The following is a 14,245-nucleotide window of genomic DNA, read 5'->3' as shown; positions in this document are numbered from 1 at the left end:
CCCCACCACAACACCCTCGGGAGCGCCCGGAAGTGGAACGACCGTACCGATCGGGTCGGCAGCATCCGGAGCCTGTGCGGGCTCGGCCGCCGGAGTGGTCGGTGGAGTGGACGGTTCGGTAGGCGATCCGGCAGTAGAGCAGCCGGCCACGAGCAGGCAGGCAGTGGCCACGGCAACCAGACGCGCCCTCATCGGCGGTACTGCTCGAAGTGCAGGGCGTCGTCGAGGGGACGCCGGGTGCGCCAACCGAAGCGCTCCAGATCGGGTACCTCCTGGAACGATTCGACCGGGCCGACACACAGCCAGGCGATCGGCCGGACCGGTGCGGGGATGTCGAGCAGTTCGGTGAGGTATGCCTCGTCGTAGAACGAGACCCAGCCGACGCCGACGTTCTCGGCTATCGCTGCGAGCCACAGGTTTTCGATGGCAAGTACGGCGGAGAACAGTCCGGTGTCGTCGACGGTGTCACGGCCGAGGACGTACCGTCCTCCACGGTTCGGATCGTAGGTGACGACCACGCCGGTTCCGCTCGTCTCGATTCCCTCGATACGGATGGGGTCGAACGTCTTTCGGCGTTCGGCGTCCAGCTTGTCCGCGAAGTCCTGTCGGCAACCGGCCACGTGGGCGGCGAATGCGCTCAGAGTGTCGGGCTTGCGGACGACCACGAAGTCCCAGGGCTGGGTGTTGCCGACGCTCGGGGCCTGATGCGCCGCTCCGAGGATTCGGCGCAGAGTCTCGTCGTCGACGACGGTGCCGTCGAACTCGGCGCGGACGTCGCGGCGAGATCTGATCGCGGCGTACACCGACAGGGCTGCCTCGGTCATGATATCCGTTCTCCTGTAGCAGTATTCAGCCGTGCGTTCAGTTCGGCGACCAGGGCGGGCAGTCGGTCTGCGAGGTGGGCCGGCCGAGGTGGTAACCCTGAGCTCGTCCGCACCGTAGCTCGCGCAACGCCGTCATCGTCACCTCGTCCTCCACTCCCTCTGCCGTGACCGACAATCCCAGCGTACGGGCGAGTTCGACGGTCGATCGCACGATGGCTGCATGCGCTGGGTTGTGCGCCATGCCGCCGATGAAGGTGCGGTCGATCTTCAACTCCTGTACCGGTAGCCGCTCGATGTACGCGAGAGAGCTGTAGCCCGTGCCGTAGTCGTCGATGGCAACTTGCACACCCATCGCATGCAATATCGACAGGCTCTCGGTCGCGCCCACCGGGTCGGTCATCGCCGACGTCTCGGTCACTTCCAAGGTCAATCGGCCAGGTGGGCAGGCGAATTCCTTCAGCGCCGTGCACACCTGCCCGATGAGGGTGTCGTCGAACAGATTGCGGGTCGAGATGTTGACGGCGATGCTCAACTCGAGTCCCTCGGACATCCACTGCTCGCGTTGGGCTAGGGCGTGGGTGAGGACGTAGCTCGTCAACGGCCGGATCAGTCCGGTGCGTTCGGCGGTGGGCAGGAATACGCTGGGGGACAGGACCACGCCGTTGGGGTGATGCCACCGCAGCAGTGCCTCCACTCCGACGACGGTCATCGTCGTGAGGTCGACCTGCGGCTGATAGTGCAGTCGCAGTTGATCCGTTTCGAGTGCTGTGGTGAGTTCGCCGAGCATGATGAGTTGCTCGCTCTTGTCCCGGTCCATCGACCGGTCGTAGTACGCGACGCGCGACTGAGCGGCTTTCGCGGTCTGGACGGCGAGGTCGGCTCGCTGCACGAGGCGATCGGGTGTCGTCTCGTCCTCACCGTCGCCGGCCGGAGAATTCGTCGCGACGCCGACGCTCGCTTCGATCAGCAGGGTCATGTTCCCCACCTCGAAGGGTGTGGCGAACCGGAGCTGAATCTCGTGTGCCAATGCGACCGGGTCCATCGATTCCGATGCCCCACACAGAGCGAACTCGTCACCGGCCAAGCGCGCCAACAGAATCGAGTCGTCGGCGACGCCGCGAAGGCGCTCGGCGACCACCACGAGGACCTGGTCGCCGAGGCCGCGTCCGAAGGTGTCGTTGATCTCCTTGAATCGGTCGATATCGACGGTCAGCAAAGTCGATTCACCCGCATTGCCCCAGAGTCGATGTTCGAGGGCGCGCAGGTTGGCCAGGCCGGTGAGGTGATCGGTATCGGCGACGGCACGTAGCTGGACGGTCTGGGTGTGCAACAACCGCAGCAGATCCGTGATGCGAAACATCACCAGCACCACCAATGCAAGTGCGCACAGCAGCACCGCCCATCCCCATTGGGCGATCGGCTCGTCGCGAACGACTTCGATGAACATCACGATCGGCGCGGTCAGGGTGGCCGCGGTCAACACGACGACCGTGGGAGTGGTGAACGACGCCATCAGATGGGCGTCGGATTCGATGTTCGGGTTGGTGATGCGCCGCATGGACGGGTGGAGGGCTGCGACGCCGATCAGGACATAGGAGATGGTCCATCCGACGTCGAACAGAGACCGGTCGGACGAGGAATCCGAGGCCATCGCGAAGTTGTTCACGGTGTCGGTGACGACGAGCAGCGCAACGGCCACGGTGAGCAGTCGATAGGACAGGGCTCGCCATTGCCGTGAGCCGACGAAGTGGGCCAGCAGTCCCAGCAGGAAAATGTCCATCGCGGGGTACGCGACCTCGACCAGACCGGCGATTCCGGATATACCCTCTTCGCCGAGTGACGGCTGCACGGCGAACACCCAGGTGAGCAGGCCGAACGCGACCATGACGATGGCGCTGTTGGCGACATGGCCGCGCTCACTCGCTCGCCACTTGTGTCGAGCGAGGAGAAACAAGCCGAAACCGTAGACCGGATACCCGACGAGATAGAAGGCGTCTGCCAGCGACGGATACGGGACGCTGCCCCGGGTGATGTGGATCCACTCGTAGGCGATGTCGCCGATCACCCACAGGGCGGTACCTGCGGCGATGGCCAGCCACGCTGTTCGGTTGCGTGGCCGGTGCATTCTGGTGCCGATGACGGTGGCGGCGACGGCGGAGGCCCCGACGAGAACGAAGACCGACTGGCCCCAGACGGTCGTCGGGACCACGAAGTAGGCGGCGCAGCCGAATGCGCCGAGCACTGCGTACCACCGCCACCAGGCCGTCACGATTTTCTCCAGCCGTTCACGCCGATCCGACGGCTTCAACAATGGCACACTCGGTGATCTGGGTCACTTCGTCCACCCTGATTGCTCGGGTTGTGCATGGAGGAGTGTCGGAAGCACGTGCGAGCATAGTTTCGTGGAGTCGAACAATCGGAATTTGGCGAGCATCATGCACGCCGATCTCGACTCCTTCTATGCCTCGGTGGAGCAGCGCGACGACCCTCGGTTGCGCGGAAAGCCGGTCATCGTCGGCGGGGGGAGTGGTGCTCGCCGCCAGCTACGAGGCCAAAGCCTTCGGGGTGCGCACGGCGATGAGCGGCGGGCAGGCCCGCGCGGTGTGCCCGCAGGCCATCGTGGTCCCCCCCTCGCATGGAGGCGTACTCGCAGGCGAGCAAGGACGTGTTCGACGTCTTCCACGACACCACCCCGCTGGTGGAGGGCATCTCCATCGACGAGGCATTTCTCGACGTCGGCGGGTTGCAGAAGATTGCGGGCAGCGCCGCCTCGATCGGGGAACAACTGCGACGGGACGTCGCCGAGCAGGTGGGGCTGCCCATCACCGTCGGGATCGCGACCACCAAATTCCTGGCGAAGGTGGCCAGCGCATTCGCCAAGCCCGACGGACTGCTTCTCGTTCCCCCCGGCGGCGAGCTCGAGTTCCTGCATCCTCTGAACATCGAAAGGCTGTGGGGTGTCGGCAAAGTGACCGCCGAGAAGCTGCACGTCCTCGACATCAGGACCGTCGGGGATATCGCAGCCTACGGCGAGCGGTCGTTGGCCTCGGTGCTCGGCAAGGGTGCGGGCGCCCACCTGTACGCGCTGGCCATGGGCCGGGATCCGCGGCGCGTCCAACCAGGGAAGTCGCGTAGTTCCATCGGCGCACAGCGAGCACTCGGACGCGGTAGGCACGACGCGGCGAGGTGGAGGCGTCGTTGATCGGGCTCGTCGATCGCGTCACGCACCGGATGCGCGGGGCGCAGCGAACCGGTCGGACCGTCATGTTGCGGTTGCGTTTTGCCGACTTCACCCGCGCCACCCGCTCGCACACACTCGATCGCGCGACGGCCGACACCCGAGACATCCTGGACGCCGCACTCGAACTGCTCCGCGAGGCGGCACCGCTGATCGCGGAGAAGGGCATCACCCTCGTCGGTGTCACCGTTTCGAGTATCGACAAGGGCGGAGCGGAACAGCTCGAGTTGCAGTTCGACGCCCAGTCGGTGCGGACGCCGCCCGAGGCGTCGGCTCTCGACCGCGCGCTCGACGGGGTACACAAGAAGTTCGGATCCACCTCGCTCACTCGTGGGGTGCTGCTCGGCCGCGATCCGGGAATCTCGGTTCCGCTGTTGCCGGACTGACTACGCTCGTATCGTCGGTTGCACCCGAAAGCCAGTGGGCATCATGGTCAGTCGTTCCACGACCTGCAGGTTGTACGACGGGTCGGCTCGCAGATCGAAACGCTGGAGAATCGTTCCGAGTACCAGGACCGCTTCGTGAATGGCGAATTGCCTTCCGATGCAGGCGCGTTCACCGGTGCCGAAGGGCTTGTAGACATGAGCCGGTCTGGCTCTGATGCGGTCGGGTAGAAAGTTGTCCGGGTCGAACTCACCGGGCCGATCGCCCCACACCGAATCGCGATGCAGGGCCGTCACCAGCACGATCGCCCAGTCCCCGGCCGCCATTCGGTAGCCGTCACCGACGGTGGTCTCGGCCCGCGCTCCTCGCCCGAACGCAGGAACCGTCGGCCACAGGCGCAGTGATTCGTCGAGGACTCGGCGGACGTACCTCAGCTTGGGGACCTGCCCGAACTCCGGCTTTTCCGCACCCCACACCTCGTCGACCTCGGCGCGGGCCCGCTCGAAGACCTCCGGATGTGTCGCCAGGTAGTACAGCGCGAACGACAATGCACCGGAGGTGGTCTCGTGCCCGGCGATCAGGAACGTCAGGATCTGGTAGCCGATGTTGGCTTCGCTCAACGCATTCGGATTGTCGACCTCACGTGCCGCGTCCATCATGATCTGCAGCAGGTCGTGGAATTCTTCGGTGGACCGGCGTCTGGTCCGGACGACATCTGTGAGGACGTCGGCCAGATACTGCTTGTTGTGTGCGTACTTGCGATCGGATCGGGCGAACAGGGGCTTGGTGAACGCTGGGATCTTCAGCAACGCACGCCGCTGGTTGTACGTCAGTGCGCCGACCATGGCGGAGACGAACGGATGCGGCTCGGTTCGCTCGAACGAGCCGAAGGTGTAACTGAATCCGGTGCGACCGATGGTCTCGAGCGCCAGCTTCGTCATGTCCGAGGACACGTCGGTCGTTGCGCCTGCGCGTGAGCGGCCTTCCCAATGCCGAACAAGATCGTCGGCGACGTCGACCATGATCTCGTGGTAGCCGCGCATGGCGCCGGCGATGAACGCCGGACGTAGAAGGTCGTGGGCGCGTTGCCAGTTCGGCTCGTGGTTGTAGGCGGTGAACAGCCCGTCGGCCCCGATGTCGCGCAGATTCTCGACTCCCGGGGGCAGAAACTTCTCGAAGCGCTTCTCGTCGCACAGCTCGCCCACCACGTCGGCACCGGAGGCGAAGACGAAGCGCCGGCCGAGGACGTTCCGCTCGAACATCGGGCCGAGGCGGCCTGCCATCGCGGTCGAATCTTGAACCGGGGTGCGCGGGTCGACGCCGACGAGGTCGCCGAGCACGGGAATTCGGTACGGGGGATGCGGTAGAGCGCCGTTTCGTACCGCGACCTCTGTCGACATCGCCACTCCATGGTTTCGGCTTGTTGAATCGGTGTGCAATAGTGACGGTACTCACTGTTGAACTCGTGTCAAGTAAAGTTCGAGGCCCATGACCACACCTCGCAAGCGGATGACGCCGGCGCAACGGCGTTTGCAACTACTCGAGATCGGCTCGGCACTGTTCGCCGAGCGGCCCTACGAGGACGTGTGGATCGAGGAGGTCGCCGATCTCGCGGGCGTCTCACGTGGGTTGATGTACCACTACTTCCCGTCCAAGCGGGAGTTCTTCGTCGAGATCGTGCGCACCGAATCCGAGCGAAACCTCGACCTCACCGCACCGGACACCTCGCTTCCGATCCTCGAGCAGATCGCCGCCGGGCTCGACGCCTACATCTCCTACACCGACGAGCACGCGCACGGCGTCCGAGCCGTCAACCGCGGGTCCCTGCTGGGAGATCGCCGAATCGACGACATCCTCACGCGTGAGTTCGAGATCCAGCAGGAGCGGATCCTGGCTGCTCTGCCCGCGGAATTTCGCGACGACGAAATGATCCGCATCGCGCTGCGCGGGTGGGTGGCCTTCGTGCGAGCGGTGTGTCTGGACTGGGTGGAGCGCAGAACTCTCGACCGAGAGCAGGTTCGTGCGGTATGTCTACGTGCCGTGGCAGGTCTTCTCGAGGTGTGACCTGCGGGGTTATCGTCGACGCATGTGCCGAAACATCACCACCCTGCGAGGCTTGGAACCCCACGCCACCGACGAGGAGATCGAAGCGGCCGCGCGTCAGTACGTCCGCAAGATCAGTGGCGTGCAGAAGACGTCCGACGCCACCCGTGCCGCCTTCGAGTTGGCCGTCGCCGAGGTCACGGCAACGACGCACCGGCTCCTCGATGCGCTCCCGGAGCGGCGTCAGCCGCCGCCCACGGTGCCGCCACTGAGGCGTCCCGAAGTGCAGGCGCGAATCGCGGCCGCGGGAGTGGAGCCTGCGGAACGACCCATATCAGCTCAGAAAGCTGGGTCCTAGAGGGTGCTGTCCGGCGGCACCGCGGGAAGTCCTTCGCTCACGCGGAGCTTCTCGGCCATCGAGCTGAGCAGGTTCTGGGATTCCTCGGACAGGTCGAATGCCCGGGCGGACAGGCGGCGTAGACCGTATCCCTGCAGTTGGGTGAGCAGTTCGAGGTCGTGATCGACCTTCGACGCATAGATGTTGTCGAAGAAGTAGTCGGACTTGACCTTGAAGAACGCAGCCAGCGCCGCCACGGTGTCCGCGGACGGATTGGCGCGCTGCCCCGACCGTAGTTGCGAGATGTACGGCTTGGAGATCTGGTGCCCGCGCAGGGCGAGCGCGTCGGCGACCTCGGCATTGGTGTGTGGCTTGCGTCCGGGCGGGTGGATCGTGGAGAACAGATGGTTCAGACGTGCGGCGAAATCAGCGGACATCGGGGATGTGTGTGCCTTCCTGATACAGCCGCTGCCCACCCGGGCAGATCGGTCCGCCGCGGACCGAACCGGCTCATAGTAGCCGCTGCCATGATTCCGGCGAACCGTGGCTGACCTGCAGGAATTGATCCGAAAATCGTACTGATCGGTTTCATGCGTTGGGCGCAGTGCGGCGCCGAATCGGCGCAGCCGGGTGCCCCGGGAACTGCATCGAACGAATGCTTTTCCGCAGAATCGGACACCTGATCCGAGCCTCGGTGGCAGACTGTCTTGCCAGGCGAAGGGGGTGGAGATGACCGGTCGTCAACGACGAACGTTCGATTCACGAGACGGTGACGCGGAGGTGGTCGAGCCATTGCTGCGCGCAGTGCTGTCCTACGCGCCGCGGGACGAGTCGCCCATGCCGCACCCGTCCGAGGGAATCATGCTCCGGGCCGAGGACGGCTCCGGGTTCGTTCGGCTCGAACTCGCCATCGCAGACGATCTCGGCGCAGGTATCCCAGGGCCGTTCGGGTCCAGGTTCTACGAATGCGATTCGTACGAAGTGATTGTGCCGCAACGCGATCCACGGGACGGCGCGTTGTTGATGATCCATCTTCTCGATGCGCGGGCACCGCGCAGGTTCGAATTCAGAACGTCGATGCCGCCGCAGTGGAGTCTGCGTCTCGAACACGACGGTTCGGTCTCGGTGCTCGACGAAGGCGAACGTGCGGTGATATTCATCGGTCGCCCTTGGGCTTTCGACTCCGACCTGCAACCGGTGCGCGTGCACTACACCATCGAGAACGGCGTACTGGTACAGAACATTCGGGCCACAGCGGACACCGGATTCCCCATCCTGATCGACCCGGATCCCGACGCGATCATCACCGGAGACGGTCGGCTCATCACCGAGACGTGGACTCCCCGCTTGGTGGCGGGCGGAATCGTCGAGGATCTGCCGCCGAGATCTCTGTCGAGCTGATTACTTTGCAGCGCACAGTGATTCAGAACGGATCGTGCTGAATGTGCTCCATCGGCGTGCCGACCTTGCGGAGAGCGTAACTCGTCGTCCGTACCATCGACGGCGACCCGCAGATCTGAATCTGCCGATCGGCCCACGAGCCGAACTGGGTCACCACCTTGCCCACCGCGCCGTGCAGACGGTGGTGCATGCCCCACGGTAGTTCGCGAGGTGTGCCCGAAAACCACCACGGATTCTCGAGCTCCTCGGTCACCGGAACGACCGTCAGCCACGGGTTCGACAGCGACAACTGCCACAGAGTGTCCAGATCGTAGAGGTCGCACGGATACGTCCCACTGACGAACAGATGCACCCGCGGATTGTTGCTGCGCTGCGCCATCTCCATCACCTGCGCACGCAGCGGAGCCAGGCCGGTGCCTCCCGCGATCATCAGCACGTCCTCGCGGATCGCGCGGTCGACATGCATCCCGCCCAGCGGCGGACTGATGGACCAGCGATCACCCACGGCGGTTTCGGTGACCATCGCCGGCGACACCCAGCCCCCGGAGACGCGTCGAACATGGAACTCGATCTCGCCGTAGGGATTGCTGGGGATGGCAGGGGACAGGTATCGCCACAGCTTGGGCCGCTGCGGAATCTGCACACTGACGTACTGCCCGGGAAAGTACGGGATTTCGCCGTCGGTCTTCAATCGCACCACCGCGAGGTCGTCGAGAAGCCGATGATGTTCGACGACGGTGGCACTCCAGAACGGCGGCAGTTCGTCGTTGTCGGCGGCGACGGCCATCGCATTGCTGACGACGGTGAGCGCGTCGTTCCAGGCGGTCTCGACCTCGTCGGTCCATACCTCGTTGCCGGCGAAGGTGCGGAACGCGCTGATCAGAGCCGAGCTGCCGGCACGGAAATGCGCGCCCGAGATCCCGTGCTTGCGGTGGTCCCGGCCGAGCTGCTCGAGGAACGGTTCGACGCGGTCGGGGTCGTCGAGATGCTCGAAGACGTATCCGAGTGCCATGACGAAGTGTTCGCGCAACGCATCCATCGACGCGGGGAACAGGGCTCGGAAGTCGGGGTGCTCGGCGAAGAGATGCCCGTAGAAGGACCGGGACAGTCGCGCCGGGCCGTCCTGAGCGGCCACGACGGATTTGAATCCGGTGCGAACCAGGGAGATCGTGCGCGCGTCGAGCATCGATCCACCTCCACCCCACCGAATCACTGCCGATGACACACCATCGACCGTCACCAAAGTAGACCGATCGAGGATATCCCGCATTTCGCCGAATGTGGAGAAAAACAAGGTTGAGCGGAACAGACTCAACTTGTCTATGGTTGTACCCAGCGACAGGCAAGAACCGATCCGAGAAAGAAGGTGACCGGTGGACAGTTTCACTCCCACCACGAAGTCGCAGGCAGCACTTTCCGCTGCTCTGCAGGCCGCATCCGCGGCCGGTAACCCGGATATTCGTCCGGCACATTTGTTGGTGGCGTTGCTCGATCAGACCGACGGCATCGCCACACCCTTGCTGAAGGCCGTCGGCGTCGACCCTGCAACGGTGCGTCGAGAAGCGCAGAACCTCGTCGACCGCATGCCCTCGGCATCCGGTTCGACCACCACTCCGCAACTCGGCCGTGAAACCCTCGCCGCGATCACCGCCGCACAGCACCTGGCCACCGAACTCGACGACGAGTTCGTCTCCACCGAACACATCATGGTGGGGTTGGCGACCGGCAGCGACGATGTCGCCAAGCTCCTGACCGGCCACGGAGCCGGACCGAACGAGCTGCGCGACGCCTTCCAGGCCGTCCGGGGCAGCGCCCGGGTCACCAGCGCAGATCCCGAGAACACCTACCAGGCGCTGGAGAAGTACAGCACCGACCTGACCGCGCTGGCCCGAGCAGGCAAGCTCGATCCCGTCATCGGCCGCGACACCGAGATCAGGCGCGTGGTGCAGGTTCTCTCACGGCGCACCAAGAACAACCCGGTGCTCATCGGCGAACCAGGCGTCGGCAAGACGGCCATCGTCGAAGGACTCGCTCAGCGCGTCATCGCCGGCGATGTTCCGGAGAGCCTGCGCGGCAAGACCGTCGTCTCCCTCGACCTCGGTTCCATGGTCGCGGGCGCGAAGTTCCGCGGTGAGTTCGAGGAACGGCTCAAGGCCGTGCTCGACGACATCAAGAACTCCGCAGGCCAGGTGATCACGTTCATCGACGAGCTGCACACCATCGTCGGAGCAGGCGCGACCGGTGAATCGGCAATGGACGCGGGCAACATGATCAAGCCGATGCTCGCCCGCGGCGAACTGCGCCTCGTCGGTGCGACGACCCTCGAGGAGTACCGCAAGTACATCGAGAAGGACGCTGCGCTCGAACGACGCTTCCAGCAGGTCTACGTCGGTGAGCCGTCGGTCGAGGACACGGTCGGCATCCTGCGCGGACTCAAGGAACGCTACGAGGTGCACCACGGCGTCCGGATCACGGACTCCGCCCTGGTCGCCGCCGCCACGCTCAGCGACCGGTACATCACCGCCCGGTTCCTGCCGGACAAGGCCATCGACCTGGTCGACGAGGCCGCGTCCCGTCTGCGGATGGAGATCGACTCTCGCCCCGTCGAGATCGACGAGGTCGAACGCGCCGTCCGTCGCCTCGAAATCGAGGAGATGGCCCTGGCGAAGGAGACCGACGACGCGTCGAAGGCTCGGCTCGACAAGCTCCGCCAGGAGCTCGCCGATCTGCAGGAGAAGCTCGCCGGACTCAGCACACGCTGGCAGAACGAGAAGAACGCCATCGACTCGGTGCGCGTCCTCAAGGAGGAGCTCGAGAACCTGCGCGGCGAATCCGACCGCGCCGAACGCGACGGCGATCTGGGCAAGGCCGCCGAGCTGCGCTACGGACGTATCCCGACTCTCGAGAAGGAGCTCGCCGCCAAGACCGATGCCTCGCCGGCTCAGGGCGACGTGATGCTCAAGGAAGAAGTGGGACCGGACGACGTCGCCGACGTCGTCGCGGCCTGGACCGGAATCCCCGCGGGCCGGATGCTCGAGGGCGAGACCGCCAAGCTCCTCCGCATGGAAGACGAGCTCGGCAAGCGAGTCGTCGGTCAGAAGGACGCAGTACAAGCGGTGTCCGACGCCGTCCGACGCTCCCGCGCCGGAGTGGCCGATCCCAACCGTCCGACGGGATCGTTCCTGTTCCTCGGACCCACCGGCGTCGGCAAGACCGAGCTGGCGAAAGCGTTGGCGGAGTTCTTGTTCGACGACGAACGCGCGATGGTGCGCATCGACATGAGCGAGTACAGCGAGAAGCATGCCGTCGCTCGGCTCGTCGGTGCACCTCCGGGCTATGTCGGGTACGAGGCCGGTGGCCAGCTGACCGAGGCGGTGCGCAGGCGTCCGTACACGGTGGTGCTCTTCGACGAGGTCGAGAAGGCGCACCCCGACGTGTTCGACATCCTGCTCGCAGTGTTGGACGAAGGCCGGCTCACCGACGGCCAGGGCCGAACCGTCGACTTCCGCAACACGATCCTGATCCTCACCTCCAACCTCGGTGCCGGCGGTACCAAGGAGCAGGTGATGGACGCGGTGCGGCGGTCGTTCAAGCCCGAGTTCGTCAACCGACTCGACGACGTGGTGGTGTTCGACGCGTTGTCCGAGGATCAACTCGAGTCGATCGTCGACATCCAGCTCGGCTTCCTCGCCAAGCGTCTGGCGGCTCGTCGCCTGACGCTTGACGTGTCGTCGCCGGCGAAGATGTGGCTCGCGGTGCGCGGCTACGACCCGCTGTACGGAGCGCGGCCGCTGCGTCGACTGATCCAGCAGGCCATCGGAGATCAACTGGCGAAGCTGTTGCTCGCCGGCGAGGTCCACGACGGCGATGTGGTGTCGGTCAACGTAACTCCTGACGGCGATCGCCTCATCCTGGGCTAGCCGCGGTATTTCGTGAACAGGCCCGCACGAGCACTGCTCGTGCGGGCCTGTTTTGTGCCTTCAGCTGGGATGTACCGGGTAGGTACGCTCGTGGAATGACGAATCCGGACGACCCGCGGACACCTCGAGAACGCGATCAGGACGCGGCACGCCAGACGGAGTCATCCGAGCCGACCCAGGACTACGGTCGGCCGGACCCCGAGGCCCAGAACTACCCCGACGGCGCTCACCCCACCGAGGCATATCCGACGCAGGCGTATCAGAACCCGGCCTACCAGAATTCGGCCTACCAGAATCCCGACCCACAGGCCTATCCGCAGGGGTATCAGCCCACGCAGGCATTTCCGCCGTACGACCCCGAGCATCAGGCGGCGGCGAATCAGGCCTACGGCCAGACCCAGCAGTACGGCCAGCCGCCGGAGTACGGCCAGGCCCCGGGGTACGACACTGCTCAGTACGGACAGCCCCAGCAGTACGGCCAGCCCCAGCAGTACGGTCACACTCAGCAGTTCGGTCACACGGGGCAATTCGGTCAGCCGCCGGAGTACGGCGCTCCGCCTCCCACCGATGAACCGAACGCCGCTGATTCCGGCAGCAAGGGTCCACGGCCGTGGGTTCTGGCGCTCATCGGACTCGTTGTCCTCGCCATCGTCGTGGTGTTCGGAATTTCCTTCCTGAGCGGGGGATCGGACGAGCCCGAAACCACGGCCACCGGGCCGTCGACCTCGATCCGGCCGCCCAGCTCCAGTGCGCCCACGACCACGCCGCAGCCCACCGAATCGGGCGCGGCCACCACCCCCCGAGTTGATCCCGGGTGGAATCCCCGAGATTCTCGGGCAGCTCGGTTCGTCGGTGGGAACGATCACCGTCAACGACGGTTCGACTCTGACGCTCGACGGCCTCGACGGCGCTCCGGTGACGGTGCAGACCACACCCCAGACCCAGATAATCTCGCTGTCCGGTAGCGATCTGGCGTCGCTGACCGTCGGTGCTTTCGTCGTTGTGCAGGGCGAGGCCGTCGAGGACGGAACGATTCGCGCGAACGTCATCATCGAAACGCCCAGTCTCGGTGGATAGGCAACCCGAGCTGTCGTAGGGACCGTTCACAGGACCCGGCGGTGGTGGGCGGCGCAGGTGTTGATGTCGATTAAGGTGGTTCGCGATGACGGCAATGTGGTTCGGCCTTGCGGCAATTGCACTGATGGGTGCAGTGGCGCTGCTCTACGTCGACAGGTCCAAGCGAGATCAGTCCGGACGTGTACGGCAGATGTGGGCCAAGGCTCAGGGATACGAGTATCGGCCGCACGATCGAGAACTGGTCACTCGGTTCTCTCGCGCTGCCCTGTCCAAGCCCGAGTTCGACGTGGCCCTCGGAGTGGTGACCGGCGTTCGGCGTGGTGAGGAGTTCGTTCTCTTCGACGTCGAGGAGACGGGCACGATCGTGGCCGTGCAGCGCTCGGTCGGTTCCGATGTCGACATCGACCTTCGGCCCAGGTCGACGCCACCGCCGCGCGACGAGGACATGGAACTGCTCGGCTCCATCGGCCGCGTGTGGTGTTCGCCACCGACGTCGATATCGCTCGGCGCGTCTGCGACCAGCGGATGGCTGCGTTCACCGAGTCCATCCCGGCGAATCTGCAGCTGCTGTGGAGCGAGAAGGACTGGACGCTGGGATCTCTGCCGCTCAGCAGTGCCGGTCGCGATTGGGATGCCGCGATCGACGCGGTCGCGCGACTGTCGGGCATGTTGCATGTGCTGCCCCCGGTGCGCGGAAGCGCTGTCTACGGCTCTCGCCCCGGCGATCCCGGCCGTGATCGGAGCGATCCCGGTAGACCACTGGTGCAGGAGGCGCACACTCAGCAGGCGCGCATGTCGCAGAATCCCCAGCCTCGCGTGGCGGAACCTCGTATCCAGGCGATTCGAAGCCCGGAGCCGCGTGTTGCCGAGCCGAGAGCCGCTGCGCCCGAGACGCCCGAGTCGCGGGTTCGTCCACCTCGGGTAGCCGAGCCCCGTACCCAGGAACCCCGTACCAGGAGCCCCGCAGCCAGGATCCGCGTCCGCAGGAGCCGGGACGTAGGCCTCGTCCACCGAGCCCGAT

General features: G+C 65.2%; 12 protein-coding genes and 3 pseudogenes. 7 read left to right on the top strand and 8 right to left on the bottom strand.

Annotated elements, in window-relative coordinates:
- The 3 genes and pseudogenes from RHBS_RS29745 to RHBS_RS14020 form a co-directional block, all read right to left on the bottom strand.
- Window positions 1-192, bottom strand: a pseudogene (locus RHBS_RS29745) (hypothetical protein); the annotation flags it as partial.
- On the bottom strand, window positions 189-809 hold the full coding sequence (gene bluB / locus RHBS_RS14025) for a 5,6-dimethylbenzimidazole synthase (RefSeq protein WP_183130469.1): 621 nt from the start codon (window positions 807-809) through the stop codon (window positions 189-191). The gene bluB and the pseudogene RHBS_RS29745, both read right to left, overlap by 4 nt.
- 52 nt (window positions 810-861) lie before the next feature.
- Complete coding sequence (locus tag RHBS_RS14020) at window positions 862-3,093, bottom strand: bifunctional diguanylate cyclase/phosphodiesterase (protein ID WP_128645855.1); 2,232 nt, start codon at window positions 3,091-3,093, stop codon at window positions 862-864.
- Window positions 3,094-3,259: 166 nt separating this feature from the next.
- Here RHBS_RS14020 and dinB point away from each other — a divergent pair.
- Window positions 3,260-4,448, top strand: a pseudogene (dinB, locus tag RHBS_RS31530) (DNA polymerase IV).
- Here dinB and RHBS_RS14010 read toward each other — a convergent pair.
- Entirely contained in the window at window positions 4,449-5,846 is a 1,398-nt protein-coding gene (locus tag RHBS_RS14010; protein WP_128645854.1) for a cytochrome P450, read from the bottom strand.
- 88 nt (window positions 5,847-5,934) lie between these two features.
- Between RHBS_RS14010 and RHBS_RS14005 the strand changes: the two genes are divergently transcribed.
- Together RHBS_RS14005 and RHBS_RS14000 are read left to right on the top strand one after the other, a co-directional pair.
- On the top strand, window positions 5,935-6,510 hold the full coding sequence (locus RHBS_RS14005; protein ID WP_128645853.1) for a TetR/AcrR family transcriptional regulator: 576 nt from the start codon (window positions 5,935-5,937) through the stop codon (window positions 6,508-6,510).
- 22 nt (window positions 6,511-6,532) lie between these two features.
- On the top strand, window positions 6,533-6,847 hold the full coding sequence (locus tag RHBS_RS14000; RefSeq protein WP_128645852.1) for a DUF2277 domain-containing protein: 315 nt from the start codon (window positions 6,533-6,535) through the stop codon (window positions 6,845-6,847).
- Here the strand turns inward: RHBS_RS14000 and RHBS_RS13995 are convergent.
- Complete coding sequence (locus RHBS_RS13995; RefSeq protein ID WP_128645851.1) at window positions 6,844-7,263, bottom strand: helix-turn-helix domain-containing protein; 420 nt, start codon at window positions 7,261-7,263, stop codon at window positions 6,844-6,846. The genes RHBS_RS14000 and RHBS_RS13995 overlap by 4 nt on opposite strands.
- Before the next feature lie 292 nt (window positions 7,264-7,555).
- Between RHBS_RS13995 and RHBS_RS13990 the strand changes: the two genes are divergently transcribed.
- Complete coding sequence (locus RHBS_RS13990; RefSeq protein WP_128645850.1) at window positions 7,556-8,227, top strand: hypothetical protein; 672 nt, start codon at window positions 7,556-7,558, stop codon at window positions 8,225-8,227.
- Between the two features lie 22 nt (window positions 8,228-8,249).
- Here RHBS_RS13990 and RHBS_RS13985 read toward each other — a convergent pair whose 3' ends face one another.
- Complete coding sequence (locus RHBS_RS13985) at window positions 8,250-9,413, bottom strand: globin domain-containing protein (protein WP_128645849.1); 1,164 nt, start codon at window positions 9,411-9,413, stop codon at window positions 8,250-8,252.
- A 187-nt stretch (window positions 9,414-9,600) separates the two neighbouring features.
- Between RHBS_RS13985 and clpB the strand changes: the two genes are divergently transcribed.
- A complete protein-coding gene (gene clpB / locus RHBS_RS13980; RefSeq protein WP_121872184.1) occupies window positions 9,601-12,147 on the top strand; it encodes an ATP-dependent chaperone ClpB in 2,547 nt (848 codons plus the stop codon).
- 161 nt (window positions 12,148-12,308) lie between these two features.
- Here clpB and RHBS_RS29040 read toward each other — a convergent pair whose 3' ends face one another.
- Both RHBS_RS29040 and RHBS_RS29035 read right to left on the bottom strand, forming a co-directional pair.
- Window positions 12,309-12,665 carry a hypothetical protein gene (locus tag RHBS_RS29040; RefSeq protein WP_187298494.1) on the bottom strand — a complete coding sequence of 119 codons (357 nt, stop codon included), beginning with the start codon at window positions 12,663-12,665 and terminating at the stop codon, window positions 12,309-12,311.
- Between the two features lie 14 nt (window positions 12,666-12,679).
- Window positions 12,680-12,943 (bottom strand): hypothetical protein, encoded by a 264-nt coding sequence (locus RHBS_RS29035; RefSeq protein ID WP_187298493.1) that lies wholly within the window; start codon window positions 12,941-12,943, stop codon window positions 12,680-12,682.
- An 8-nt stretch (window positions 12,944-12,951) separates the two neighbouring features.
- On the opposite strand from RHBS_RS29035, the gene RHBS_RS29030 reads away from it, so the two are divergent.
- Both RHBS_RS29030 and RHBS_RS13970 read left to right on the top strand, forming a co-directional pair.
- Window positions 12,952-13,224: a DUF5666 domain-containing protein gene (locus RHBS_RS29030; protein ID WP_187298492.1), complete on the top strand. Its 273-nt coding sequence runs from the start codon at window positions 12,952-12,954 to the stop codon at window positions 13,222-13,224.
- Between the two features lie 94 nt (window positions 13,225-13,318).
- Window positions 13,319-13,983, top strand: a pseudogene (locus RHBS_RS13970) (hypothetical protein); the annotation flags it as partial.
- Window positions 13,984-14,245: the final 262 nt, after the last annotated feature.

The organism is Rhodococcus sp. BS-15 (assembly GCF_000813105.1).
In the GTDB taxonomy this organism is placed as follows: domain Bacteria; phylum Actinomycetota; class Actinomycetes; order Mycobacteriales; family Mycobacteriaceae; genus Rhodococcoides.
The sequence above is the reverse complement of the archived record's forward strand: the minus strand, read 5'-3'. Positions and strand labels throughout refer to the sequence as shown.

Excerpts from the sequence above, each read along its gene's own strand:
- RHBS_RS14000 (WP_128645852.1), top strand. The coding sequence starts at position 6,533 with ATGTGCCGAAACATCACCACCCTGCGAGGCTTGGAACCCCACGCCACC.
- RHBS_RS14010 (WP_128645854.1), bottom strand. The coding sequence starts at position 5,846 with ATGTCGACAGAGGTCGCGGTACGAAACGGCGCTCTACCGCATCCCCCG.
- RHBS_RS14005 (WP_128645853.1), top strand. The coding sequence starts at position 5,935 with ATGACCACACCTCGCAAGCGGATGACGCCGGCGCAACGGCGTTTGCAA.
- RHBS_RS13990 (WP_128645850.1), top strand. The coding sequence starts at position 7,556 with ATGACCGGTCGTCAACGACGAACGTTCGATTCACGAGACGGTGACGCG.
- RHBS_RS13985 (WP_128645849.1), bottom strand. The coding sequence starts at position 9,413 with ATGCTCGACGCGCGCACGATCTCCCTGGTTCGCACCGGATTCAAATCC.
- RHBS_RS13995 (WP_128645851.1), bottom strand. The coding sequence starts at position 7,263 with ATGTCCGCTGATTTCGCCGCACGTCTGAACCATCTGTTCTCCACGATC.